This window comes from Prochlorococcus sp. MIT 1307 (genome assembly GCF_034092395.1).
Taxonomy (GTDB): Bacteria; Cyanobacteriota; Cyanobacteriia; order PCC-6307; family Cyanobiaceae; genus AG-363-K07.
The window spans coordinates 1,798,662-1,823,697 of the sequence record NZ_CP139301.1 but is presented as its reverse complement, the minus strand read 5'-3'; the positions used below and the strand labels follow the sequence as shown (position 1 = coordinate 1,823,697).

Below are 25,036 nucleotides of genomic sequence, written 5' to 3'. Positions count from 1 at the left end.
ATTGACTTAAGACTTTAGGCACCTATCAGGACTAGGTTCTCATTAATGCGATGTTCGCAATGCACCCTCTTAGCATTCTTATTAGCAATGACGATGGAGTTTTTGCTGAAGGGATTAGAGTCCTCGCTTCTGCAGCCTCTCAAAGAGGCCATAAGGTGACTGTTGTCTGTCCTGACCAAGAGCGTTCTGCGACTGGTCATGGCCTCACTCTCCAAGCTCCAATCCGAGCAGAAAGAGCAGATGAATTATTCGAGAAGAATGTAACCGCCTGGGGTTGTAGTGGAACCCCTGCAGACTGCATAAAGCTTGCACTATATGAACTGCTCAGTGACAAACCAGATCTAGTACTCTCTGGAATTAATCATGGTGCAAATTTAGGTACTGATATTTTTTGCTCTGGGACAGTTGCTGCAGCACTAGAAGGAACACTAGAAGGAATACCCTCAATGGCAGTTAGCGTAACTTCATTTCAATGGAATAATTTCCAAGTTGCAGCAAATCTAACAATGGACATTGTAGAAAATGTCCTTGAAAAGAAATGGCCTCAAAGTCTCCTTCTAAATCTAAACATCCCGCCAATTGCATTAGAGGAAATGGGCCCTCTTCGTTGGACAAGGTTATCTATTAGACATTACGAAGAACAATTCATGCGCCGAAAAGATCCTCGAGGCAATACTTATTATTGGTTAGCTGGAGAAGCAGTAAAAGATTTTAAATCAGCAGGAGATGGTCCAAGCGAATGGCCTAGTGATGTAGCTCAAATAAATAGGGCTGCCCCGTCCCTAACTCCAATTCAACCAGATCTTTTTTGGAGAGGAGAACTTTCAGATCTACCACATATAGAAATTAAAAATCAATTAGTGCGATAGATACGTTGAAGCAACCAAAGAGAAAACAGCACACCAATGACATGTGCAAATAAGACCTGCGTATTGCTCAACACAGAAAGCATCTCCAAAGATGTGATGGGATAATTTTCCATTGCCCTCATACCTGCACCTATTGAGATCCCAGGAGCTTGCATGGAAGCCTGCACAAAAAGTGCCCCGGCTAAAGTTTGATAGCCCACAGAAGCAAAAATCAATCCCAAAAGATCGGCAATTAGTCCACGCTTCAACAAACGACTGGTTTCTCCTCTACTTGGTCGAGCAGCACTATCAAGAGCTCTACCAGTACGAACTATCAACCAACCCTGCCAAAGCCCATACAGCAAGAAAAAAAACGCCAATGTTGTCAGCGACAAACCTGGCCCTAGACCCAAAGCCCGCTCTGAGTTACGTGCAAGACTGCTACCAACGTTGTTAAAGAGTAAAACTCCTACAACTACAACCCCAAGAACTGTCTGAATCCAAAACCGAATCCAACCGATGCGTCGCATACCTAATGAAAGAAGCTGGAAGTCAAGTTTGTCTGCCATCCTTACAAGTGCGAGGCTGATTCAAACTTGCCATCTAAACGCACAATTTGCACGTAACTCTTGATCCCACTCTGCTCTCCTAAGCAGGCACTCCTTCCCACAGCCCTAGCGCTGGGAAGCTTTGATGGTCTTCATGCTGGCCATCGACGGGTAATTGAAAGAATCACTAGAAATACACCTGGAATTCCTACTGTCGTTAGTTTCTGGCCACATCCGCGAGAAGTTCTGTATGGTGAAGCACGACTCCGATTAGACCTACCTTCAGAGAAAACTTCCCTCTTAGAACCACTGGGTGTAGAGCAACTTGTTTTAATTCCTTTTGATAAATCTCTAGCCGCCCTAACGCCAGACAAATTTGTTAATCAAATACTTTTAGAAACACTTCAAGCCAAACACATTGCAGTTGGAGCAAATTTCCGGTTTGGGAAAAATCGTGAAGGAGATGTATTTACCTTGGAAAAAATAGGCGCAACTGCAGGGATAAAGGTTTCGGTTGTGCCAATACTGGAAGACAACGAAGGTCGAATGAGCAGTAGCCGCATACGTTCAGCTCTTAATAAAGGAGAACTCAAAACAGCCCAAAAACTTATGGGTCGCGCATATCGCTTTCGTGGAAGTGTTGTCTCAGGGCGAGGTATAGGACGTGGAATAGGGTGGCCTACTGCAAATTTGCAAGTTGATGGACGCAAATTCCTTCCAGGTCAAGGGGTTTATGCGGCTTGGGCCTGGAAACCCAATAAAGACAATGCCTTTTCAGCGGTAATGAACTTAGGCCCTCAACCTACGGTCGATCCAACCGCTCCATCTGCAGTAGAAGTCCATCTCCTTGACAAAGACCTTGACTTAACTGGACAAGAATTAATAGTTGAACCTGTTCAAAAACTTAGAAGTCAAAAACAATTTACAAATCTTGTTGAACTTAGTGCTCAAATTGGGCGAGATGCCAAATTAGCCAAAACCATTTTGGAGTCTATTGAAAATCATTTGGGGACTGGATAAGCATTATCCAGTCCCCAAATGATAAATACAGCTATAGCTCCCAAGAGAACAACACCCCAAATCAGCACATTCATGGTGCTATCAGAACTACCTTTCTCCATAAACCCAAGACCATGCGATCCTGCCAAGACTGACACGAAATGGATGTCTATAGTCCCAAGCACAAATTCATGTGTTGCTCGGCTGATAGATGCAAACCTCGATAGAGCTCGTGAGGGACTGCGCGTTGTTGAAGACTGGTGCAGATTTGGACTTCAGCAAAAAAACCTTGTTGTAACTCTCAAAGATTGGAGGCAGCAACTCGGCAATCATCATCATGAAATCTATAAGAACGCTAGAGCTACAAGTCAAGACAAAGGAATTGGACTAACACATCCTGCACAAAAGAATAGACATTCTCCAGAAGAGGTGGTCGCCGCAAACTGCTCCCGTGTACAAGAAGCATTGAGAGTTTTAGAAGAATTTAGTCGAATAACAGACCCTGATTTAGCGAACAATGCCAGCAAAATTCGATATGGCCTTTATGAACTTGAATTAAAGATATTAAAAGCGACTATTACATCAAAGCTTCGCAAGAAACTTGAGCATTCAAAACTTTGTCTAATCACGACTCCTCAACCCGATCTGTCTAAAAGAGTTGCTTCTGCACTTGAACAAGGCGTAGACATGGTGCAATACCGCTCCAAGGAGGACACTGATCGAGAGAGAGTAATTCAAGCTAGAGAGTTAGCTTGTTTATGCAAAAAACATAAAGCGCTATTCATCGTCAATGATCGCTTAGATCTTGCCTTGGCTGTAGATGCTGATGGTGTACATCTCGGACAAAATGATATTCCAACAGACATAGCTCGGCGGCTCCTCGGCAAAGAGAAATTAATAGGGCGAAGCACACATTGCATAAAAGAACTTCAGGAAGCTGAGCAAGAAGGGTGTGATTACCTTGGGGTGGGACCAGTTTTTTCCACACAAACAAAACCAAGGCTCAGGCCTTCAGGAATCAGCTATGTAAAAGAGGCATCTCAGGCTACACAGCTCCCATGGTTTGCCATTGGAGGTATTAATTGCTCAAATATAGATAAAGTCCTCAACGCTGGGGCAAAGAAAATCGCAATAGCGGGGGCGATCATGAATTCAACCAATCCAACTTCAATGAGTCTTGAGCTAATCCAAAAAATATCATGAGACTCACAATAAACGGCGAGGAAAAAGCGATCGAACCATCTAAAAATCCTCTCACCCTATCTAAATTAATTGAACAACTCGGGCATCATCCTCGCCTCATAGTTGTTGAGTTCAATGGTGCAATCCTACCTCCCGATAAATGGGAACAACAAAATGTAGAAGATGGGGATACTCTTGAGATTGTGACGATTGTCGGCGGAGGTTCCTAAAGTCGATCCAATCGCCAATCCATCATTGGCCAAATTTTTTCCTCCTCAAGCAACAACTATTAGGCGCTGTCTAGCAAGACTAGCCTTCACATTCTTCGTGGTGGTTTCACTTCTGGGCCAGCCATCCCCCTCCTATGCAGCCAGTGGTGGCCGCATAGGAGGGGGGAGCTTTCGCGCACCTTCAGTACCTAGAGGCGGCAGTGGCAGCTATGGAGGAGGGGGGTACGGCGGCTACAGAGGAGGTTATGGCAGTTACAGAGGAGGAGGCATGGGTTTCCCATTCATCCTTCCAATCTTTGGCTTTGGTGGAGGTGGTCTGTTTGGATTCTTAATTCTGATGTCTATCGCAGGAGTAATAGTTAATTCAATAAAAGGAGGTTTAAATGCTCCAACAATTGAAAAGTCCAGAGGTCTAACACAACCCACACAGGGCCCAGTGACGCTGATTCAACTCCAAATTGGCCTTTTAGCAAATGCCAAAGAACTTCAATCAGACCTTAGAGACTTAGCGGCATCAGCCAATACAAGTACTTCTATTGGATTACAGCAGGTCTTACAAGAGACCACCCTTTCACTTCTAAGACAGCCCAGCCTGTGGGTATATGCGAACCTAGAAAATGGTCAAGTACCTTTTAATTCAGCAGAGTCAACATTCAACCGACTTTCACTCACAGAAAGAAGCAAGTTATCAAAAGAAACAACCTCTAACTTTTCTGGTCAGATAATTGCAAACAACACCTCAACAAGCATGCCTGGCGACGCAGATGCAACTAATGAGTACATTGCGGTAACTCTAGTAATTGCATCAAAAAGAAGAGAGAACCTATCCGAAACAAACAACAGTGAACAGCTGCGAAATGCACTTAGAAGCCTTGGATCAATCTCTTCAAAGGACCTAATGGCTTTAGAAGTAATTTGGCAACCGGATGGACAAGGTGATGTACTTAGCGCCGAAGAACTAGTGACGGCTTATCCCAATTTGAAGCACCTCTAGGACCTTAAAAATCCCCCCCCAAGAAAATTCTTCATAATTTCTTTCGCTAAAAACGTGCAATAAGAACAAAATCAGAGCTTCAACACAATTAAATTCGAATGCATTAATTGAAATTCAGAAGTGTCTGCTTCATCAAGTCAAGGCCCACGCGCTATGAAGTGGGAAAACAATGGTGAGTTAGCTCAGCGCGACCTCTCAGAACTTGTCAGCCGTTTGCTTGATGTAGAAGCAACAAATCACGGAGACGAACTATCAAGGCTTAGTACCAAATGCAACGAACAGGACTGAATAACTGATTTACCTCTTGCGCGAAGCCCTTAGATAAATCACCTTCAGAGGAAACAAAAGAAGTGTATGAGTCAAAGAAAATTGCATTGGGTCAATAGTCCTGTTCTCTTTGAAGCGATTATTAGATATGAGCAAGGTCGCCTGCCTCGTTCAATGAAACTTTGGGTAGAACAGCTTCTAGATTTGAAGAGCCATGAGCAGCAAAAGCTTCTTCCAAACAGCCCTCACTCCTAAATCAAGAGTTCTTGTTCCGAGAACTGTTTAAATTTTTGAGAATTCGCAATGCAGCCATTGCAGCTCCATAACCATTATCAATATTGACTACAACAAGTCCTGGGGCACAGCTTGCAAGCATACCTTCAAGAGCTGTTTTCCCTCCAGCACTTACGCCATACCCAATAGACACTGGTACACCAATGACAGGCTGAGATACCAAACCTGCAAGTACTGTTGGCAAAGCACCTTCCATGCCTGCACAAGCAATTAAAACCTTAGCTGTTTTTAATCTCTCTAACTGATCTAAAAGGCGGTGTAAGCCAGAGACACCAACATCAATTAAAAGTTCAGTCTTAATCCCATGGCAGCGCAAAGCCAATTCGGCTTCTGCTGCAACATTCATGTCACTAGTACCACCACTTAAAACCACTACCTCTCCCAGTGATGGAATCAGGTCAGCAGTCCGCCCCAAAGTTAAACATCTAGCTTGAGGGTGAAATTCAACCCCCTCAAAAACTGATTGCAATTCCTTAGCCTTCTCTGCACTAACTCTTGTCACCAAAGCCAATTCACTAACGGCCTGGAGACTCTTGAGAATTTCCACAATCTGAGCTGATGTCTTGTGTTCACCCCAAACCGCCTCCACCATCCCAAGGCGTTGCCGTCGCTGAAGATCTAACCTTGCCTGAATTTCAATCACTGTGGCAATAGTTCACCTTCATATATAAGTGGGAAAGGATTACCTCTCTCTTTGCCAGTACCCTCACGAGCTAACTGTTCAAAACGTTCTTGAACAGCATCTATTTCTCCTTGTGGAATATCTTTCCATTGAGAGTAACTTGCCCAGGTGATCATTACAATCGCTTCTTCTCTTAAAGGGTCCCAGAAAAGTTTTCTACCAAGAAAACCTCTCTTTTTATCCAGCCATTGCTCCCAACTTCCTCTTTCTGCATCCAACCAAGCCTGCCTATCTTGATCATCAACATGTAGTCGAAGGTGCTCAATAATAATTTGATTGGATGGGCTGGAACTACTTGACATTGCTGAATAGGCCTCTTGCGCGTTAATAAAGTTCAGTATCAAGACTCCAAGAAGTAAAACTAAACCTTTAGCAAACCGTAGTGGAATACTTTTAATTAAATAATTTTTCATAATCTCTCTAGCAAAGCAACTGCGTGACTACTAATACCCTCTTCACGGCCTTCCGGACCAAGTCTCTCATTAGTAGTTGCCTTAATTCCAACTGATTGCAATGCAACACCTAATCTCTCAGCCAAATTTTGTCTCATAAGATCTATATAAGGCTTCAGCTTTGGACGTTCAGCAACGATAACTGCATCAACATTCACAATCTGCCATCCATGGTCCCTAACTAGGGCTACAACCTTTTCAAGCAATAACAAACTATCAGCCCCTTCCCATTCAGGGTCCTCAGGTGGGAAGTATTTGCCAATATCACCTAAAGCAAGAGCCCCAAGCAAAGCATCTGTAACGGCATGAGCTAGAACATCTGCATCACTATGACCTTCGAGGCCCAAGCCATCAGGGTGATCAAGCTTAACTCCTCCAAGAATTAGTGCCCTTTCAGGAACTAATCGATGAATGTCATAACCATTGCCAATCCGGTTGTTCACAGAATCACCAAGAAGTTCATCAATTGTCGACTGTGACAATTGTTGCTTAACAAGCCATCGCACGTAAAGGTCTGGACGACGTTGTTTGGTTCTTAATTGACGCTGTTTTTCTCTCCAAGTTGAAATAGCTCCATGATCTCCACTCCTCAAAACATATGGAACTTCCATACCCTGAAAGTTTGCTGGTCTGGTGTATTGAGGGTGTTCAAGTAATAAATCAGTATGGCTCTCTTCCAACAAAGATTCCTCAGTACCTAGGGTTCCTGGGAGCAATCGCACTACACCATTAACCACAACCATGGCAGGCAACTCCCCACCAGTAAGCACAAAATCACCTGTTGAGACTTCTTCGTCAGCAAGTGTCCTTATCCTTTCATCAAAACCTTCGTAATGTCCGCAAAGAATTATCAACTGGTCGTAATCTGCTGACCAACGTTGTAGATCATTCTGTTCAAGAGGCTTCCCTTGAGGAGACATCATTAAAACCCTCCTCTTCCGATTGAGGGGAATTGATTTATACGCCGCGAAGACAGGTTCTGGTTTCAACACCATGCCTACCCCGCCACCATAAGGCTCATCATCAACTTTTCTGTAGCGATCAATAGTGAAATCACGAGGGTTATGAATCTCCAACTCAGCTATGTTTGAAGAAAATGCTCTACTAATTACGCCTAACTCATCTAATGTCTCGAAGGCTTTCGGACATAGACTGATCACATCGAAACGAAAAGTAGACATTCTCAATCAACCTCATACCCCAATTCAGCCAATCTGGCTGGTTTGCAACGCCAATCAGGCGCCACCTTCACAAACAGTTCTAGATAAACAGAGCCATTAATCAATGTTTGCATTTGTAGCCGCGCTTCCTGACCAATACTCTTCAACATTGAACCTCCTTTACCAATAAGTATTCCTTTTTGACTTTTACGTTCCACTAGAATCGTGGCCAAAATAGCTGTATGCCCTTGATTGTTTTTCTTACTCTTATTAGCTGGAATCTCCTCTAATCGATCAAGTATTACGGCAACACTATGTGGGACCTCTTCTCTTGTTTGGAGCAAAACTTGCTCTCGAATCAACTCTGCTAAAAGGACCCTCTCAGGTTGATCAGAAACCATATGAGAAGGATAAAGTTGTGGTCCTAACGGTAAATGATCTACCAAGACTTTTATCAACTCATTGCAACCTTCTCCACTTGTTGCGCAACAACGATGAAGCGGCCAGGGAGAGTCTGCAAGCAAATTCTTATATAACTGCTCCCTTTCAAAATAATCTTCAGATGGAACCAAATCAGACTTATTCAGAGCGACTAAAACAGGGATTTTTTGCTGACGCAACAATTTAATGATGAAAGCGTCTCCTCTCCCTGGAGGGTGACAAGCTTCTAACAGAAGCAACACCACATCAACCTCCCCAATTGTCACCTTGGCACTCTTAACCAATCTTTCCCCAAGTAAATGGTGTGGTTTATGAATGCCTGGAGTATCTACCATTATTAACTGTGCTCTAGGAGTCGTCAGGATTGCTCGAAGTCGATTACGAGTGGTCTGAGCTACAGGTGAAGTAATTGCAACCTTCTCACCGACAAGCTGATTAACCAATGTTGATTTCCCAACATTGGGCCTTCCAATTAAAGCTACAAATCCCGCTCGAAAATTCTTTGGAGTGGTCTCTAACAAAGACATTTCCTATCTGGAATGTTTCCCCATAGCCTGACGCTAAATGCGTCGAAAAGCCATGCAAAAAAAAGAACCTACTTTTGAAGAAGCCATGGACCTAAGCCTTCTTTGCTCTAAGGCATGGGAAGAAGGCGAACTAAGTGATGAAGTCCTTGCAGACAAGGTTGCTGAACTTTTAGCCAGTCGTGATGGCGCAAGAGGATTTTTGGTTATTTGCCTCGCTAGTGATTGTCCCCTCATGGATCGCTTACCTGAATCTCTAGTTCTCCAACTAAGGATCGCAGGAGAAATAATTGTAGATCTCACTGTTCGCAATTTGGCAATGAGTACAGCAATGGCGCTACATCATCAGCGTCAAGAAGATTTTCTGAGGCAATCTTGTTCTGAACGAGTGACTGCAAGGTCTCTCGATCTATTGCGCCTACTTGACCCAAAAAAGGTTAAAAGTCGACTTGAAACTCTTCTCAATGCAACAAATCATGGGAAGGGAGATGATGTTGCATTCCTTGAAAAATGGGGGTATGACAATGAGCAAAAACTAGCTATAGCTTCAAGTGTTTATGAAGTGGCAGAGCAATAAAAATAGGGGGGCATCATCTGCCCCCCTATTGAAAAAAATCTAAAAAGAAAAGTTAAATCTTTGAGAAATCAATCTCTACGGCCACCACCTTGAAGAGCAATAATCAAACGCAATATAAACACAAAGAGGTTTATATAGGTGAGATACATTCCAAGAGCACCAGCAAGGTACTGATCATCGTTATACCGGCGAGGCATCGTATAAAAGTCGACAAAAGACATGCCAACAAAAAGAACAGTGCCGAAACCTGCGATCATCAATTCAAAACTACTGCCACCAAACATCCCTGGGACAAAAAGGCCACCAATGATCTGAACCAACATGGCAATGATCAGTCCCATCAAACCCAAGCCAACCACTCCACTAAGAGCTTGGCCAACACTGTCACTCATTCGACGACCTACAACCGAGGCAATCACGAAAGTAATTCCAGTTGCAAATACGGCCGTGCCAATAGAGCCCATTCCAGCCGTCGCAATAGCAAGCCCAACAATGCCACTAAGGGTAAAACCAGTTAGGAGGCTAAAAGCCGTCAGCAAAGGCAGTGCTTTGCTGTTGTTTGCATTGTTGGCCGCGCTTGAGGCCATAAAGAACAAAATCAGCTCGCCTATAAAGGCAGCTATAAAGAGAGGTTGAAACAATGCAGGGTTCGTGACTTGAAGTGACAAGCCTCCAATTACCCCCCCAGCGGTAAGTAACATTCCACCCCCTACATAGGGAAGTGCTTTGTTTACGACGTTGGGGCCTACCAGAGCACTTGATTGCGCCTCACGGATAGCCTGCTGAAAATTACTACTTGCTGGCATAACTAACCAGGTCACTTAACAGAAACTACTTTGACAGAAAAAAAATAAAATTGCTTAAATTCACTGGGCGGATCTCCCTAACGCTTTTCCTTCCTGGTATAAGCATCTACCACACGCTGAACAAGTGAATGACGTACAACATCGGCAGAAGTCAGGCGACATACAGATACCCCTTCAATCTTTTCAAGTAAGTCAGCCGCCTCAACTAAACCACTCAGCTGACCTGAAGGGAGATCAACCTGCGTGACATCTCCAGTAACTACCATTCTTGATCTCTCTCCCAACCGAGTAAGCACCATACGCATCTGGGCAGAAGTTGTATTTTGAGCTTCATCAAGAATCACAAAGGCTTCATCAAGAGTTCTCCCTCGCATATAAGCAAGAGGAGCAACTTCGATTACCCCTTTCTCAAGCAATAATGCAGTTTTCTCAGGTCCAAGTAATGAATGAAGAGCGTCATAAAGTGGACGCAAATAAGGGTCAACCTTCTGTTGTAGATCACCAGGAAGGAATCCAAGTCTTTCTCCCGCCTCAACTGCAGGCCTGGTAAGGATAATTCTCTCTATTTTTCTCGCACTAAGCATTCGAACGGCAAGAACAGTTGCTAGAAAAGTTTTACCTGTACCAGCCGGGCCGATAGCAAAAGTCAGATCATGACGCTCCATAGCTTCTACATAAACCTTTTGGCGCAAAGTTCTAGGCCTTAAGAGATTTCCTCTCTGACTCCTCGCGAGAACTAAATCACTTAATTCTGCATGAGCAGCACCACGCCCCGTGTCTAAAGAAGTCATTGCAGCCTGTAAGTCAACTTGTGAGACAGCCTGACCTTCTGTCCACAAAGGACGCATTAGTTCAACCAAAGCCGTTGCCCTTTCTACCTGAGCTGAACGACCTCTTATCTCAAGCCGTAGGCCCCTCAAAGCTAGAGATGCCCCAGTTAGAGCTTCTAAACGGTGTAATGTTTTTTGCCCCAACCCAGACAGCGCTATGGCTGAGTTTGAGTCAGGAAGATCAACCACGAAGCAACCAACAGAGGAAGCTTCGGCCATATTCTTAATCAGGAGTCTTTAACTTCATTTGATTCTGCAGCTTGCTGCTTATCTTTGGCAGCATTTTTAACTGCCAATTTCCTAGCCTCTTCTTGCTTTGCCTTCCCGATTATTTCTGCTTGACGAACCTTTTTTTCTAAAAGTCCGCCTTTCTCCAAAAGAGAACGCACAGCATCTGTTGGTTGAGCTCCTTGGCTAAGTCGCAATCTCAACGCCTCTGTATCAAGCCTTGTTTCTTTAGTCCGAGGGTTATAAAAACCTAATTCTTGAAGTGGACGTCCGTCTCGGCGAGAGGTGCTATTACATACCACCAAACGGAAACTCGCTTCCCGCTTCTTACCGAACCGCTTTAGGCGGAGCTTGATCATCTTTGCTTAACTTTTTGTAAGTTGATTGAATTGGCGGATTTAACTCTCACCAAACGCACAGATTAGCCTGCTAAGGGTCAAAGATCACCAAAACCCTTCTTTTTTCTGAGTGGGCGCGAGCGTCGCGGGGAGCCTCCAACATTACGTCCTCCCTTACTTTGAGCAGGATTACTTCCCAAGCCAGGCATCCCAGGCATCCCAGGCATCCCAGGCATCCCAGGCATCCCTCCACCACTGGACATCTGTTTCATTAACCCACGCATTCTCTGAAAGTCGGCCAAAACCTTGTCCACTTCAGCCGCACTGTGACCACTCCCAACAGCAAGGCGCCTACGACGAGAGGGTTGAGCAGCTAACAACTCAGGTTGAGTGCGCTCAACAGGAGTCATTGAACCAATCATTGCCTCAACCTTTTTGAGCTGATCCTCTCCACTTTTGAGCATCCCATCATCAATCTTGTTCATTCCAGGAATCATCTTCATGAGCCCCCCTAAAGAGCCCATACGCTTAATCAGACGCATCTGCTTAAGAAAGTCTGAGAAGTCAAAGGTCGCCTCTTGCAGCTTTTTCTGCATGAGCTCTGCATCAGCGATCTCAACCTCTTTCTGTGCTTTCTCAACCAAAGTCAATACATCTCCCATCCCAAGAATGCGACTTGCCATTCTTTCTGGATGAAAAGGTTGCAATGCCTCGACCTTTTCCCCAGTACCGATGAACTTGATGGGTTGCCCACTGACTTTTCTGATCGAGAGAGCCGCGCCACCCCTTGAATCCCCATCAAGCTTTGTCAAAACAGCTCCAGTAATGCCAACCTTTTCGTGAAAAGCCCTTGTCAAGTCAGCCGCTTCTTGACCAATCATGGAATCAACCACAAGAAGGACTTCGCTTGGTTCGACTGCAGAGCGAATTCGAACCATCTCATCCATCATGTCGTTATCAATTTGAAGCCTTCCAGCGGTGTCAACTAACAAAGTGTCAATCCCTTCCTCTCGAGCCCTAGCAAGACCTTCAGCGGCAATCTGTTCAGGTTTTAAATCAGCACCAAGACTGAAAACCTCTACCCCAATTTGAGCCCCGAGAGTATGCAATTGCTCTATTGCTGCTGGTCTATATACATCAGCTGCGACCATCAATGCACTACGACCTTGTTCTTTAAGATGAAGACCTAATTTCGCTGTAGCAGTAGTTTTTCCTGCTCCTTGCAATCCAGCCATAAGAACTACCGTCGGCTCATCTTTAACTTTGGCCAAAGGCGCATTTGCGCCACCCATAACATCGACAAGCTGTTCATGAACAACTTGTATGAACTTCTGTCCAGGATTGACGCCTCGCACAACTTCAGCGCCTATGGCCTTCTGCCTTACTTCTTCAACAAACTCTTTAACGACAGGAAGACTGACATCGGCATCTAATAATGCTCGACGCACTTGCTTAAGGGCTGTATCTACATTGTTCTCACTAATTTGATTTTCACCTCTAAGCCCTTTAATAGCATCTTCAAAGCGGGCTGAAAGCTCATCAAACATCTAAAAAAATCAGGTGAAGTAAATTGATTGTAAAAAAAACTGTGATTTTGGGAAAGGATTCAAATCTAATTCCCACTTAAGTAAGCCACCAACTGCCAGAGTTCTTTTTCCCGGCCCAGAATATAGGTAACGTTTAAGGATGGAATGGTTGTTTCAGAAACTATTTCACCAGAAGATTTAATCCTTTGATCGGTATAGGAAAGATTTACTTTTGCCTCAATTCTCTTAGGTGTCTGGGACACCAACTTAAACGAAGTAATAGTTGCATTAATAATTTGGCTCTCTTCTTTCGCTTCATCTTTATCCCTTTCAAGTTGAACTCTCTCCACAAGTGACTTACGCGCAACAATGGGCAAACTCTTGCTACTAGAGCCTGAAAGAACGCGAGCCTTACCAGACAACCAGACTTCAATAAGAGCCTGAACCTCTTTTGAGCTAGGTTCTTTGATAGTTAAAGGTTCTATCTCTGGTTCCTTTAATGAAGAGTTTAAATTTGATGTTAATTCATTTGAATCTTTTAATAATAGTTGCTTGTTCTCACTAGTTTCTGTTGAAGGGATAGTGCGTAAATTAAACAACTTCAAAGATGTTCCTATAGCAATCAAAGCAACCGCTAAAGAGGCTCCAATACAAGCTGACCGACTATTAGAAAAGAAAGCTCTAATAGGATTTTTCTCTAATAGCTTTAAACTAGCTGAAAGGTTCTTTAATTGACTTTTGAATAATCTTCGTCTTTTAGTGCCAGAAAGTTTTGCTGACTCCTCGTCGTAGTCAGGCAATCCACCAGGCATAGGCAAATCAGTATTTACATCGATCTCCTTTTCAGTTGGATCAGTTTGTACCTTTTCTCCAGATAAAGAAGACAGAAAAGAAAAACTGGACTTAGCAAGGCCCAAAGCACCTTTCCTTTCAATACTTTCCACATAGGCCTGTACATCTCTATCTGCAAACCAGGCTTCAAGGTCAACCGGCTCAGCTTCTACATCTCGATATCCAGGAAGAACATCACTTCGCAACCAATCCCGACAATAATCACAAAGAGCAGCGAGTGTTTCGCCTGGATAGCTCTCTAACCAACTTTTAAGACCCTCATCTGAACTATTTCTAAACCTCTCTTCTGCTTCACTTACATCGGCTAACAATAGATCCATGCAACCAATTAATGGGAATTTATCTAGTCCAGGCAAGTCAAGACTTTTCAAATACTTTCGGGCTTGTTGCAACCGTTCAGGTTTTCTTTGAGAAAAGCCAACTGCAACTAAAGCCATAACCCCTAGGAATCCTGCCTCAGCTGAGCCTCTTTTTTGCCACCTAATAAACAGATCTAGTTGTTCTTGGGCTGTAAGAAACTTACGAATCTGCTGAAAAAACAATACAAAATCAGATTGTTGTAGACCCTCACTAGCAATAGAGGAGGAGCTCCCCTCTATTCCTCCCCTTTGACGAACAAAGCCATCAAGCAATTGCAAACCTTCCTGGTGAAACTCTTGGTCACCAAGATCTCTACTCACCAAATCAAGAATCCGATATGGGAGTAAAGCTTCGAGATCCTTTTCCAGGGTTTTTCTATGTTCTGGGAGTTTTCCCATCCTCTGCAACAACTGAATCCCTTCTTGCAAAATCTCAGCTGATGATTGGTAATGCCGTTGTTCTTGCTCCTGAAGAGCCGCAGCTTGACAAGACAAAGCTGCTACCAAAGTAAGGTCAGCTTCTCTGCCGCTGCCCAGAGCAGGAGCCTGAGGAGGCTGTAAAGCCTTTCGAGCAAGATTAAAAGCCTCAACCGAGGAGCCTGCCTCCCAAAGCAAAATCAATCCCGCAACTTCTCTATTTGAAGAAAATTCCAGACCTGAGGCTCCCCCCAATAAGGCCGCTTCATAACCTTCACGAAGTGATCCATCTGTAAGGAGATCAGCTGAAAGTCGCAAAAGTTCAGCTCTTTGTAGCAACACTTCATGAGTAAAGCCCTGATCAGGGGATCGATCCAAGCGCAATTGGAAGGAGCGAAGCACTGCCTCAGCTTGAGCAGAGGGACTAACTCCTAATAAGCGGAAATGGTCAATCGGCAATTCCACTCGCTGCGCAGCAATTGGCATCAAACTCTAGGCATGAGAAGGGGTTTTGCCCATTTTTCATCCACAGGCCCTTACAGTCGTACAAATAGTGATGGCCAATTGGCATGAGCCAAGCAACTGCAACCACCTCAGATCAAACAATTAATAGTCCTTTAGGGGCAGAAGCACACGCAGAGCGCTTAAGCAATCTAATTAATTCTTCACCAGCAAAATTAGACCGTGAAGTGGGTCTGCAACTCTTCCGGGACATGACGCTTGGCAGACGGTTTGAAGACAAATGTGCAGAGATGTACTACCGAGGCAAAATGTTTGGTTTTGTTCATCTTTATAACGGTCAAGAAGCAATTAGTTCGGGTGTTATTGGTGCCATGAAAAAAAAACATGATTGGTTTTGCAGCACCTATCGAGATCATGTACACGCCTTAAGTGCAGGGGTGCCTGCGAGAGAAGTCATGAGTGAACTATTTGGCAAAGAAACTGGCTGTAGCAAAGGACGTGGTGGATCAATGCATCTCTTCTCAAAAGAACATCACTTGTTAGGGGGCTACGCATTCATTGGAGAAGGAATTCCTGTCGCTCTTGGTGCAGCATTCACTAGTCGATATAAACGAGATGCTCTAAAAGAAACAAATAGTGATTCCGTAACCGCAGCGTTTTTTGGCGATGGAACTTGCAATAACGGTCAATTCTATGAATGTTTAAACATGGCTCAACTTTGGAAACTACCAATCATCTTTGTAGTGGAAAACAACAAATGGGCTATTGGAATGGCCCATGATCGAGCAACCAGTGATCCAGAGATCTGGAGGAAAGCTGATGCATTTGGAATGAAAGGAGAAGAAGTCAATGGCATGGATGTAATGGCCGTGCGAGGAGCAACGCAACGTGCATTAGAACGAGCTAGATCAGGCGAGGGGCCTACCCTTCTGGAATGTCTCACTTATCGCTTTCGTGGCCATTCACTAGCTGATCCTGATGAACTACGTGCAAAGGAAGAAAAAGAGTTTTGGGCAAGAAGAGATCCTCTAAAAAAACTAGAAAAAGAGCTAGAGGTTAATGAATTAGCGAAAAGTAATGAACTTCGAGCTATCGAAAAAGAAGTGGACGCGGAAGTAAGTGATTCAGTCGATTTTGCTCTTAATTCTCCTGATCCAAACCCACAAGACTTAACTAAATATATTTGGGCTGAAGAAAATTAATATTGAATTTATTCACCTGAATTATATCTAATTAAAAGTTTATTTAAATACCACTTGGAAGCTTTCTAGTCAGGTTTCTCAACTTTCTAAGTGCTTTTAGTTCAACTTGTCTTACTCGTTCTCTTGAAACTGCTAAAAGTCGTCCAATCTCAGCCAGTGTATGTCTTTCATTCCCTTCTAATCCAAAACGAAGCTTGAGAACATGCTGCTCTTGCTCGCTGAGATGAGTCAACCAACGTCCAAGCTGCTCCTGATGAATACGTTGCTCTACCTTATCCAAAGGTTCTTCATGAGTAGAGTCCGCAATAAGGTCACCCAAAAAACTTCTTCCCTCGTCACCATTGACTGGAGCATCCAGACTGCTTGTTGTTAAAGCTTGTCTTAACAAGGAGTCAAGTTCTTCTAGCGGGATTTCCATTGCTTCAGCAATTTCAGCACGACTAGGCATTGCTCCTAATTTATGAGCCAGATCAAGGCTTACTTTCCTAATAGTGGTAAGTCTTTCACTTAAATGAACAGGTAATCGAATTGTGCGCGATTGACAGGCAATTGCACGAGTCATGCTTTGACGTATCCACCAAAATGCATAGGTAGAAAATTTATATCCACGAGTGGGGTCGAATTTTTCCACAGCTCGCTCTAGGCCCAGAGATCCTTCCTGGACAAGGTCTAAGAGTTCTAAACCTTTACCTTGATATTTTTTTGCGACACTAACTACTAATCGAAGGTTTGCCTTCATCATGCGCTCCTTGGCACGTCGCCCAATACGAATCACACGACGTTCACGAGAAGTAAATTCTTTCGTCTCATTATTTATTAGGCAATCTTCTGTCAAATTCATCATGGCCTGTACCTGATTCCCCAACTCAATTTCCTCAGCTGGGGTTAACAAAGGAATCCTTCCAATCGTCGATAGATACCAACTAATGGGATCACTACTACGACGTTTTTGTGAGTCAGCTGTTTTTTGCACTGATGAAACCATTTTTTCTAACCCGTATCACTTTGCGGACAACTTTCGTACGAATATTCGAAAACTGGGCTGGGTTTCAAGAACCCTTCAGATTCTTGTTTCCAAAACTACACATTTGCCAACATAACGATGTCATTTGGAAGAAGGAAGAATATCCAAATCCAGGTCTTTTGATTGAATAATCTTTACCCACTCTTCAAGAGATGCAAGTACTGCACTAGCGGAACTTCCTTTCTTTGATTCACGTGCCATTTGAGCATGCACGAAAGCAGACATTGCAAGCACCTCACAAGAAATCCCATTAGGTGATGCAATGGAAAGAGCCCCTGCCCCTGTAACAAAACCAGCCAATAGATCACCCAATCCAGTTCTTGCCACATATGGCGCTGTATCAACTAATTGCCATGCCATTCCAAGAGGATCCGCAATGACACTATTCGCTGCCTTTAGTAATACTCCTGCCCCACTAAGTTGTGCAGCCGCACACGCCGCATCAAGAAGTGATGATGTTTCAATATCAGGAAATAGTCTCTGGAATTCAGAAAGATGAGGAGTAAGCCAAGTCACACCATTACGCCTCTGAATCCATTCCCACCTGCCCTCAAAGGAAGCTAACCGATTCAATCCATCGGCATCTAAAACAATCAGTCCATCAAAATCTTGAAAACTATCGATCACCTCTCTCCAGTGCTCGTCACTTGCTCCTAATCCAGGGCCAAGTAAAACTGCATCAAATCGCCCAAGATCTTGAGCCGCTAAAAAATCACATAAAAGTGCTCCTTTGGATGGACTCTGAAGGACACCAGCTACTACAACCTCAGGCAACACTTGCCACAAAGAGTCAGCAACTTTCTTAGGAATTGCCGCCTGGATACTTCCAACACCAGTTGCCATCACTCCCTTTAAGGCCAACAATGCTGCACCTCGATATTGATCACTACCAGCAATAACTAATACCCGTCCACGTTGATATTTGCTTGCAAGTCGATCAGGTTGAGGCCAACTAACACTCATCAGATCTGAAGGTTTAATGCACAATCGCAAAGGCTTAGGCAATTCATGCAAAACATGTGTTTGCAATCCAAGTTCAATTCGTACTAAACGGCCTACATATGGCAGAGCTAAATCTTGAACAAGGCCCTGCTTAATTAAGCCCACTGTCAAAGTAAAAGAGGCAAAAGCAGCGCCCCCTGCAAATGGTTCGCCACTGTCAGGACAAATGCCAGAAGGTACATCCAAACTCACCATCCTTCCAGGCATAGCCAAGTGTCTTTTATTAAACAATTCAACAATCGGTTGAGGAAGAGGGCGAGATTGAGAAAGCCCAAACAGGGCATCAATCCACAAAGATTTATCAGAAGTATTTGGAGTTTGTTTTAATTGCCTAATACCAAGCCAATTTGCATGAGAAAGATGCTGAGCAGTTAGTGTTTTATTTACATTCAATGGGCACCAAATCTCTACCTTTACACCAGCCAGATAAAGCTCTCTAGCCACCACTAATCCATCTCCACCATTATGTCCTGGCCCAACCAGAACAACCACACCAGAATCAATTAAGCCAGAATGACTAATAAGCCAGGCTGCCATAGCCTGGCCAACTTTCTCCATCAATGCTGCTACAGGAAGCCCACTGGCAAACATCTCACTCTCTAAATTTGCCATCTGCGGTGCTGTAACCAGCAAATGGTCAGCATCTGTTTTTGGCCAAGTCACATAAGTTCCGCATATGAACCCACTATGGAGAGATCATTGACTTAATGCCTATGCCATCCAGATTCCCAATCTTTAATGAAATGAAGTCCACTGGACCAGCCACAAAAGCTGGAGAAAAAGCTCTTTTTCGTTTAAAGCAATGGCACGGAGAGCACCAAATAGTTGTGGGGCTCTCTGGCGGAGTTGATAGCTCTCTAACGGCCGCTTTTTTAGTAGAAGCAGGATGGCAAGTGGAAGGGCTAACTCTATGGTTAATGAGTGGGAAAGGATCATGTTGTTCTGATGGTCTCGTAGATGCAGCAGGAGTATGCGAACAATTAGAAATCCCTCATCATGTAATGGATTCAAGGGCAACCTTCCGAGCAGAAATCATCGACGGACTGGTAAAGGGATATCAAGAAGGAATTACGCCAATACCTTGTTCTAGATGCAACCGCTCTGTGAAGTTTGGGCCAATGCTCAAGTGGGCTCAAGAAAATCGAAATATCCAACGCATAGCAACTGGGCATTACGCGCGAATTCGTTTTGGGAAACCACCTTTTGAGTCTTCTTTAATCAAAAAAAATTCACCAGAAAGAACCTTACTTTTAAGAGGCTTAGATCTAAATAAAGATCAAAGTTATTTTCTTTATGATCTATCACAAGAAGTCCTAAGCAAAATCGTTTTTCCTTTAGGGGAGCTAACCAAATTAGATACACGTAAAGAAGCCAATAGACTTGGCCTTAGAACTGCCAAGAAAGCTGAGAGTCAAGATCTTTGCTTAGCAGAACACCATGGCTCAATGAAAGCCTTTTTAGATACCTACCTACCATCTAGGCCAGGGAAGATTGTTCTAATAGATGGAACAGAAGTCGGTGTTCATGATGGTATTGAACATTTCACTATTGGACAAAGAAAAGGACTGGGTGTCTCCTGGAGAGAGCCACTGCACGTCATCAAAATAGAAAGTGAATCAAATCAGGTAGTGGTAGCACCAAGGGCTCAGGCTGGCTGTTTCAGCTGTATTGTTGGTGAAGTGAATTGGATTTCCATAGACCCGCCCCAAGAAGCGATAAAAGTAGAAGTTCAAGTCAGATATAGAAGCCAGCCTGTATTCGCTGAACTTATACCTATAAAGCCAACAAATAAAGATACTGAGAAGCAACGTCCTCATCGCTGTCAAATTTGCTTCGATGAAGAGCAATTTTCAATAGCACCAGGTCAAGCAGCCGTTTTCTATTCAGGAGAGATTGTTTTAGGTGGAGGCATAATTCAGCCTGAAAGCTAAAAACAAAATTGTTACTTACCCCAAAGCCAAATAAGGGATATTCCAAACAAACTAATTAGGAACAGAGCTATTAATGGTGCTTCCTGCCAGCGAGCATATCCAGTCAAATCTCTATTCAAAGTGATTTCAGCTAATTCAGTCCCCTCTCGAAATGGAGGAATTACTGATTGCACTTCCCCTGAAGCTAAAACCGATATCGACGGACCGGTATTAGCGACGCTAATTAAATTCCTCTCAGTTTCAATACTTCTTAGCTGAGAGAGCGCAACAAACTGTCGCTGTAAAGAAATTGGATATGGATCAAGATTTGCTATGGCAAGTATCCATTGAGCACCACCTTTAACAGCTTCGGCTAATGCATGTCCATCACTCAGCTCATAGCATATTGCCCCAGCCAATGGAGGGCCAGACCAAGACAAAAGTCTTGAATAAGTTCCAGGTTCAAGACCTCCTACAGCCGAAAGGCCACTTTTAGGAAATTGAGAAAAATTAGGAACACGTTCTCCAAGTGGAACCAAACGATATTTGTCTAGTGCTGAGCTATATGTAGTTTCTCCTTTATCAAACACTAATAAAGCACTTCTCTGTTCTCCTTTTACCCAACGAAACCCACCGGCAAGGAATGGAATAGGGGCAGGAGAGAGGAGCTCCTGGTTAGCATTTAGCATCCCTTCAGGAGCAACTAGAAAGGAAGCCGATAGATCCTTAGCCTTTTGAAGAGCCTCTTGGATTTCTTGAGGAAGACTATTTTGCTTTTCATAAGAAAATCTTGTACGAATTGGGATATCAGGCTGCCAAAGAGCAAGAGAAATAGATTCTGGAGAATAATTTTTACTCAATAAACTGGAACCAATTAGATGAGCAAAAATCACAAGACACAATCCCAAAAAGAATGGTTTTCTCCATCTAATTCCTCGACCAAAAGCAAAAGCCGTTTGCCACAACCAAAAGCCAATTAATAATTGAACTGTTGCTAAACCTCCCGCACCTATCCATTTAGCTAATCCAGCAAGGAATCTATCGGCAGGCAAAACACTCCCACCAACACCTATCCAAAACAACGGATAATGCGCCAGAACGACTTCTGCTAAACCCCAGACAGAAGACAAAAAAAGAGCAAATATCAATTTTCCCAAAAAAGCACCATTTCTCAAACCAAGTAGAAGCGACGTATTTGCCAACCAAGACCAAAGGCCAACAAGGAACCCACCAAAGCCACCACAAAACATCCAAATTGCTATTGCTATAGGCAAACTCAATGGGGTAGGAACACCTATCCAATTGAGAGGATGTAACGCCAAAAGCCAGCTATGGCTAATTAATACAACTACAAATCCCCAAAGAAAACCTGCAAAAACATCCACACTTGCTAGCCACAAAAGAGCAATCCCTAGCCACATAAAAAAGACCCACCCATAGATCAGGGCCAATCCAGAGAGAAGGCCTCCTAATCCTGCGCATATAAATAGAAAGAGTTTTTCACTGCGCAAAAATATGCTCATAACTGACTAAATTTTCCAATTTCCCGGAATTTTGCAGAGAGTTTTAGATACAAAAAATTCGAAAAAAACTTGAGAAAGAGGAATATCCTGTAAGAATAATTTTCTAATTGATAGCTAAACCACGTGCGTGAAATCCTAATTAGTTTTTCTGTCTTCCTCACTTGTGTGATGGTAGCTATAGCCAGCCAAATCATTGCGCCCTCATCAGTGGAGGCAAGAAACTTTGATTCAACAAGCCAAGCTGGTTTCAGGAATGCAGAAGTAAGCCAGGTTGTAGGCAGCAACATTTTTGAACTTGACCCAGAAGATCCCAACCCCACCCTATTTGCAATGGCAAAAGAAAATCCAAACCCTAATAGTTCACTTCTTGGGGGACCCCTTGAAACAGTTGCTCCTCGACTAACAGCAACTGGCCTCAGCATTACCGACCTTGATATAGGAGATGGGGCTGAAGCCACGCCTGGACAAAAAGTCACCGTTAACTACAGAGGAATGCTTGAAAATGGTGAAGAGTTTGACAGTAGCTATGGAAGAGGACCTTTCAAGTTCCCTCTTGGAGCTGGCCAAGTAATTAAAGGATGGGACGAAGGCGTAGCAGGAATGAAAGTAGGCGGCAAAAGAAAGTTGGTTATTCCACCTGAGCTGGGCTATGGAAGCCGAGGTGCCGGAGGGGTTATACCTCCTAATGCGACCTTGATATTTGAAGTAGAGCTTCTAGATGTGAAATAAACGTAAATCAATCCAAATAGAATATTGCGCAATTATTCAATCAGCCAAGTAGGCTGATATATAGGCTTTTATTTACTGCCAGATGTTGCGCTCGGCACTTTCAGCAATCTTCCATCGCCTACCAACTCGAATGGTGAAGGCTCATTGTGATGGACCATGTGGTGTTTATGATCCCGCATCTTCTCGAGTAGCAGCGGAAGCAGTCGTATCTATGACAAAGAAGCTTCTAGCAATGGAGCCTCCATCAGGAAACGACCCAGTTGCTTGGGCAAGCTATAACAACACATTCTCCCGATATGTAGCCATCAAAGAAGATCAAGCAAAAGAAACCAAGAAGGAGCTTTTAATTCTTTGGACCGATTATTTCAAGCCAGAGCATTTAGCCTCCTACCCAGATCTTCACGACACTTTCTGGAAAGCTGCAAAGCTTTGCAGTGCTTGCAAAGTCAACATAGATATCGAAAAAGCTGAAGAGCTAATACAGGCAGTTGAGAAAATTCATCACATGTTTTGGAAATCAAAAGGTCGTGCTGACGCCTGGGTCAAAGCAAGCTGATAGGAAATTACTTTTCCAAACAGTAAGCTTAAGGACACTTTTCCTCTTGATTACACGTCGTTGGGGACATTGCCATGTGGTTGGCGACTCCATGCTCCCAACACTTCAAGAGGGTGACATTGTTATATATCGCCCAATAAATTCACTAGACGCTTCCCTTAAGGAAGGGTGCATAGTTATAACACAAGACCCTCTAGATCTAGAAAGCATAATAATAAAAAGGGTCCACAAGAAAACCTCTTTAGGTCTTGAATTACGGGGCGACAACGAAAATAATAGTATTGATAGTCGTAAATTTGGACTGGTTAATTACAATTTTCTCTGTGGTATTGTTGAGCAAATTATTTGAAAATTATTTGTCAAATAATTAGACTTGAAGTTTTCTGAAGCCAAAAAATTCCTGTTAAAACTGAAAGACCTCCTGCACTACCGACTATGAAAGGGAAAGCTTTACGTCCAGCCCTCATAGTCGTCAAAGAAATAGCCACTAAGAAAGCCCCCATAGTGGCCACCGAACCAATCAAATAGGCCACCATATAAGCAGCTGCACCAAGTGGTGGCAATGCCAAAGCAGGAATAACCGCTAGCAAATGGCTAGCCCCTGCCAAACCATGCAAAACGCCCAAGCTTGTAACAGCGTGAGGGTGTCGATTATGTTTTTGTCGTCCACGAAAATGCAAGTGCAAATGGTCATGTTCATAACCATTTGAATGATTATGAACATGATTATGAGTATGAATATTGAGCCCTAAAGCAGTCCTTATAGCTAATAACCCGACAACTAGCAACGCTATCCCGACACTAAATTCCGCCCATGAAGACATACGTTCAATATGAGCCAAATCCTTGACCAAAATCGCAATCATTGAAAGGAGCATGACTCCAGCAGAATGCCCAAGCCCCCATGCCAAACCATTACGAAGCGCTATTCGGGGACTACGTAATGCCACAGGAGCCAAGGCAACCAAATGGTCAACACCACCAACCACATGTAAGGCTCCCGCAGCAATGCCTGTAACGATGCTGATCAGCATGAGAAATAAATTGTCAAGTTGATTTTGCCTGCCCGCGTAAAAAAAGGATAGAGCCTACTGAGTAAAACTTGCATGCTCAAAGTCCAATTAACTCCCTTAAAGCTTTACGTATATCAGCTTGACGCATTAAAGACTCTCCGACCAAAACAGCCTTAGCTCCAACTTTCAGGACCATTTTTAAATCTTCATGCTTAAAAAAGCCAGATTCGCTAACTACAAGAGAGCCTTGTTTTATTAATCGCTTTTCAAACTTTTTATAGAGTATTTCAGTTGTCGAAAGATTAGTCTCAAAAGTTGTCAAATCACGATTATTAATTCCAATCAAAGGGAATGAGCCAATGCTGAGAACTCTTTCAAGCTCAACAGAGTCATGCACTTCAACAAGAACTGTTAGGCCTAATGAGGCAGAGACCTTGCTCAAATAAGTTAAATCCTGGTCAGAAAGAATTGCGGCAATCAAAAGGACTGCATCAGCACCTGCAGCCCTTGCTTGATATAGCTGATATGGCATCAAAATAAAGTCTTTGCACAAAATTGGTAGATCAACTGTTTTCCTTACCTCAACAAGAACCTCAAAGCCACCTTGAAAAAACGTCTTATCTGTCAAAACTGACAGACAATTAGCACCACCTTCTTGATAGGCCTTAGCTATAGCAACTGGATCAAAATCTTCTCGGATTATGCCTTTACTCGGGCTAGCTTTTTTAACTTCAGCAATAACTGCAGGCAAAGTATTTGCTGTACACAAAGCATCTAAAAAATTCCTAGGTTGAGGAAAATCAGCAATTTGTGCTTTAAGTTTTTCCAAAGGAACCCGCTGACGGGCGATATTTACTTCTCGGTCCTTTTCCCAAACAATCTTTTCTAAAATATTGCGTGGTTTACCTTCTGAATGTGGAATTGCATATTCCAAATTCGCAACTTTAATACTTGGATTAGGAGGGCGGCGACGAATTTCCATAGGGTTAAAAATTAAAGATAATCTCTAAAGAAAAGTTGGAGCAAAGGTTTAGACACCCCATTCACTTAAGAACCAAAAT

At 43.4% G+C, this 25,036-nt stretch carries 29 protein-coding genes; 13 read left to right on the top strand and 16 right to left on the bottom strand.

What is annotated here, in order from left to right:
- Window positions 1–59 precede the first annotated feature (59 nt).
- Entirely contained in the window at window positions 60–869 is an 810-nt protein-coding gene (gene surE / locus SOI82_RS09425) for a 5'/3'-nucleotidase SurE (RefSeq protein ID WP_320668415.1), read from the top strand.
- Here surE and SOI82_RS09420 read toward each other — a convergent pair.
- Window positions 854–1,417: a DUF3611 family protein gene (locus SOI82_RS09420; RefSeq protein ID WP_320667155.1), complete on the bottom strand. Its 564-nt coding sequence runs from the start codon at window positions 1,415–1,417 to the stop codon at window positions 854–856. The genes surE and SOI82_RS09420 overlap by 16 nt on opposite strands.
- Before the next feature lie 60 nt (window positions 1,418–1,477).
- Between SOI82_RS09420 and SOI82_RS09415 the strand changes: the two genes are divergently transcribed.
- A complete protein-coding gene (locus SOI82_RS09415; protein WP_320667154.1) occupies window positions 1,478–2,416 on the top strand; it encodes a bifunctional riboflavin kinase/FAD synthetase in 939 nt (312 codons plus the stop codon).
- Here the strand turns inward: SOI82_RS09415 and SOI82_RS09410 are convergent.
- Window positions 2,398–2,544: a hypothetical protein gene (locus SOI82_RS09410; RefSeq protein ID WP_320668468.1), complete on the bottom strand. Its 147-nt coding sequence runs from the start codon at window positions 2,542–2,544 to the stop codon at window positions 2,398–2,400. The two genes, SOI82_RS09415 and SOI82_RS09410, sit on opposite strands and share 19 nt — an antisense overlap.
- Before the next feature lie 16 nt (window positions 2,545–2,560).
- Between SOI82_RS09410 and SOI82_RS09405 the strand changes: the two genes are divergently transcribed.
- The 5 genes from SOI82_RS09405 (at window position 2,561) to SOI82_RS09385 (ending at window position 5,323) form a co-directional block, all read left to right on the top strand.
- Entirely contained in the window at window positions 2,561–3,598 is a 1,038-nt protein-coding gene (locus tag SOI82_RS09405; RefSeq protein ID WP_320667153.1) for a thiamine phosphate synthase, read from the top strand.
- Complete coding sequence (gene thiS / locus SOI82_RS09400; RefSeq protein WP_320667152.1) at window positions 3,595–3,807, top strand: sulfur carrier protein ThiS; 213 nt, start codon at window positions 3,595–3,597, stop codon at window positions 3,805–3,807. The genes SOI82_RS09405 and thiS overlap by 4 nt, the downstream gene beginning before the upstream one ends.
- 25 nt (window positions 3,808–3,832) lie before the next feature.
- The gene (locus SOI82_RS09395; protein ID WP_414153533.1) at window positions 3,833–4,801 is read left to right on the top strand and encodes a DUF1517 domain-containing protein; all 969 of its coding nucleotides are present in this window, start codon (window positions 3,833–3,835) and stop codon (window positions 4,799–4,801) included.
- A 120-nt stretch (window positions 4,802–4,921) separates the two neighbouring features.
- Window positions 4,922–5,089, top strand: a complete 168-nt coding sequence (locus SOI82_RS09390) for a hypothetical protein (RefSeq protein ID WP_320667151.1) — start codon at window positions 4,922–4,924, stop codon at window positions 5,087–5,089.
- Window positions 5,090–5,155: 66 nt separating this feature from the next.
- Window positions 5,156–5,323: a hypothetical protein gene (locus tag SOI82_RS09385; protein WP_320667150.1), complete on the top strand. Its 168-nt coding sequence runs from the start codon at window positions 5,156–5,158 to the stop codon at window positions 5,321–5,323.
- Between the two features lies 1 nt (window position 5,324).
- On the opposite strand, the gene larB is transcribed toward SOI82_RS09385, so the two are convergent.
- The 4 genes from larB to era are packed head-to-tail and all read right to left on the bottom strand — an operon-like array spanning window position 5,325 to window position 8,624.
- On the bottom strand, window positions 5,325–6,005 hold the full coding sequence (larB, locus tag SOI82_RS09380; RefSeq protein ID WP_320667149.1) for a nickel pincer cofactor biosynthesis protein LarB: 681 nt from the start codon (window positions 6,003–6,005) through the stop codon (window positions 5,325–5,327).
- On the bottom strand, window positions 6,002–6,457 hold the full coding sequence (locus SOI82_RS09375; RefSeq protein WP_320667148.1) for a TIGR03792 family protein: 456 nt from the start codon (window positions 6,455–6,457) through the stop codon (window positions 6,002–6,004). The genes larB and SOI82_RS09375 overlap by 4 nt, the downstream gene beginning before the upstream one ends.
- Window positions 6,454–7,677: a tRNA (guanosine(37)-N1)-methyltransferase TrmD gene (gene trmD / locus SOI82_RS09370; RefSeq protein WP_320667147.1), complete on the bottom strand. Its 1,224-nt coding sequence runs from the start codon at window positions 7,675–7,677 to the stop codon at window positions 6,454–6,456. The genes SOI82_RS09375 and trmD overlap by 4 nt, the downstream gene beginning before the upstream one ends.
- Before the next feature lie 2 nt (window positions 7,678–7,679).
- Complete coding sequence (gene era, locus SOI82_RS09365; RefSeq protein ID WP_320667146.1) at window positions 7,680–8,624, bottom strand: GTPase Era; 945 nt, start codon at window positions 8,622–8,624, stop codon at window positions 7,680–7,682.
- A gap of 52 nt (window positions 8,625–8,676) precedes the next feature.
- Here era and SOI82_RS09360 point away from each other — a divergent pair, with 52 nt between their 5' ends.
- Entirely contained in the window at window positions 8,677–9,198 is a 522-nt protein-coding gene (locus tag SOI82_RS09360; protein ID WP_320667145.1) for a hypothetical protein, read from the top strand.
- Window positions 9,199–9,266: 68 nt separating this feature from the next.
- Here the strand turns inward: SOI82_RS09360 and SOI82_RS09355 are convergent, their stop codons facing one another.
- The 5 genes from SOI82_RS09355 to SOI82_RS09335 all read right to left on the bottom strand — a co-directional run bounded on the left by SOI82_RS09355 (window position 9,267) and on the right by SOI82_RS09335 (window position 15,040).
- Window positions 9,267–10,004, bottom strand: a complete 738-nt coding sequence (locus SOI82_RS09355; protein WP_320668413.1) for a Bax inhibitor-1 family protein — start codon at window positions 10,002–10,004, stop codon at window positions 9,267–9,269.
- 77 nt (window positions 10,005–10,081) lie between these two features.
- Window positions 10,082–11,053, bottom strand: coding sequence for a PhoH family protein (locus SOI82_RS09350; protein ID WP_320667144.1), 972 nt, complete (start codon window positions 11,051–11,053; stop codon window positions 10,082–10,084).
- A gap of 8 nt (window positions 11,054–11,061) precedes the next feature.
- Window positions 11,062–11,421: a 30S ribosomal protein S16 gene (gene rpsP, locus SOI82_RS09345; RefSeq protein WP_320667143.1), complete on the bottom strand. Its 360-nt coding sequence runs from the start codon at window positions 11,419–11,421 to the stop codon at window positions 11,062–11,064.
- 77 nt (window positions 11,422–11,498) lie between these two features.
- Window positions 11,499–12,947 (bottom strand): signal recognition particle protein, encoded by a 1,449-nt coding sequence (ffh, locus tag SOI82_RS09340; RefSeq protein ID WP_320667142.1) that lies wholly within the window; start codon window positions 12,945–12,947, stop codon window positions 11,499–11,501.
- Between the two features lie 65 nt (window positions 12,948–13,012).
- Window positions 13,013–15,040, bottom strand: a complete 2,028-nt coding sequence (locus tag SOI82_RS09335; RefSeq protein WP_320667141.1) for an IMS domain-containing protein — start codon at window positions 15,038–15,040, stop codon at window positions 13,013–13,015.
- Between the two features lie 83 nt (window positions 15,041–15,123).
- Here SOI82_RS09335 and pdhA point away from each other — a divergent pair, with 83 nt between their 5' ends.
- Window positions 15,124–16,218: a pyruvate dehydrogenase (acetyl-transferring) E1 component subunit alpha gene (gene pdhA, locus SOI82_RS09330; protein ID WP_320667140.1), complete on the top strand. Its 1,095-nt coding sequence runs from the start codon at window positions 15,124–15,126 to the stop codon at window positions 16,216–16,218.
- A 43-nt stretch (window positions 16,219–16,261) separates the two neighbouring features.
- Here pdhA and SOI82_RS09325 read toward each other — a convergent pair whose 3' ends face one another.
- The gene (locus SOI82_RS09325) at window positions 16,262–17,203 is read right to left on the bottom strand and encodes an RpoD/SigA family RNA polymerase sigma factor (protein WP_320667139.1); all 942 of its coding nucleotides are present in this window, start codon (window positions 17,201–17,203) and stop codon (window positions 16,262–16,264) included.
- A gap of 120 nt (window positions 17,204–17,323) precedes the next feature.
- Window positions 17,324–18,907 (bottom strand): NAD(P)H-hydrate dehydratase, encoded by a 1,584-nt coding sequence (locus SOI82_RS09320; RefSeq protein ID WP_320667138.1) that lies wholly within the window; start codon window positions 18,905–18,907, stop codon window positions 17,324–17,326.
- Window positions 18,908–18,987: 80 nt separating this feature from the next.
- Here SOI82_RS09320 and mnmA point away from each other — a divergent pair, with 80 nt between their 5' ends.
- Window positions 18,988–20,175, top strand: coding sequence for a tRNA 2-thiouridine(34) synthase MnmA (gene mnmA / locus SOI82_RS09315; protein ID WP_320668412.1), 1,188 nt, complete (start codon window positions 18,988–18,990; stop codon window positions 20,173–20,175).
- A gap of 11 nt (window positions 20,176–20,186) precedes the next feature.
- On the opposite strand, the gene SOI82_RS09310 is transcribed toward mnmA, so the two are convergent.
- Complete coding sequence (locus SOI82_RS09310; protein WP_320667137.1) at window positions 20,187–21,677, bottom strand: apolipoprotein N-acyltransferase; 1,491 nt, start codon at window positions 21,675–21,677, stop codon at window positions 20,187–20,189.
- A 123-nt stretch (window positions 21,678–21,800) separates the two neighbouring features.
- Between SOI82_RS09310 and SOI82_RS09305 the strand changes: the two genes are divergently transcribed.
- From SOI82_RS09305 to sodX, 3 genes are all read left to right on the top strand, one after another.
- A complete protein-coding gene (locus SOI82_RS09305; RefSeq protein WP_320667136.1) occupies window positions 21,801–22,406 on the top strand; it encodes an FKBP-type peptidyl-prolyl cis-trans isomerase in 606 nt (201 codons plus the stop codon).
- An 82-nt stretch (window positions 22,407–22,488) separates the two neighbouring features.
- On the top strand, window positions 22,489–22,962 hold the full coding sequence (gene sodN, locus SOI82_RS09300) for a superoxide dismutase, Ni (protein WP_320667135.1): 474 nt from the start codon (window positions 22,489–22,491) through the stop codon (window positions 22,960–22,962).
- Window positions 22,934–23,311, top strand: coding sequence for a nickel-type superoxide dismutase maturation protease (gene sodX / locus SOI82_RS09295; protein ID WP_320667134.1), 378 nt, complete (start codon window positions 22,934–22,936; stop codon window positions 23,309–23,311). Before sodN ends, sodX begins: the two co-directional genes overlap by 29 nt.
- A 10-nt stretch (window positions 23,312–23,321) precedes the next feature.
- On the opposite strand, the gene SOI82_RS09290 is transcribed toward sodX, so the two are convergent.
- Together SOI82_RS09290 and trpC are read right to left on the bottom strand one after the other, a co-directional pair.
- Window positions 23,322–23,996, bottom strand: coding sequence for a hydantoin utilization protein A (locus tag SOI82_RS09290; protein WP_320667133.1), 675 nt, complete (start codon window positions 23,994–23,996; stop codon window positions 23,322–23,324).
- Between the two features lie 76 nt (window positions 23,997–24,072).
- The gene (gene trpC / locus SOI82_RS09285; protein WP_320667132.1) at window positions 24,073–24,957 is read right to left on the bottom strand and encodes an indole-3-glycerol phosphate synthase TrpC; all 885 of its coding nucleotides are present in this window, start codon (window positions 24,955–24,957) and stop codon (window positions 24,073–24,075) included.
- Between the last annotated feature and the right edge of the window lie 79 nt (window positions 24,958–25,036).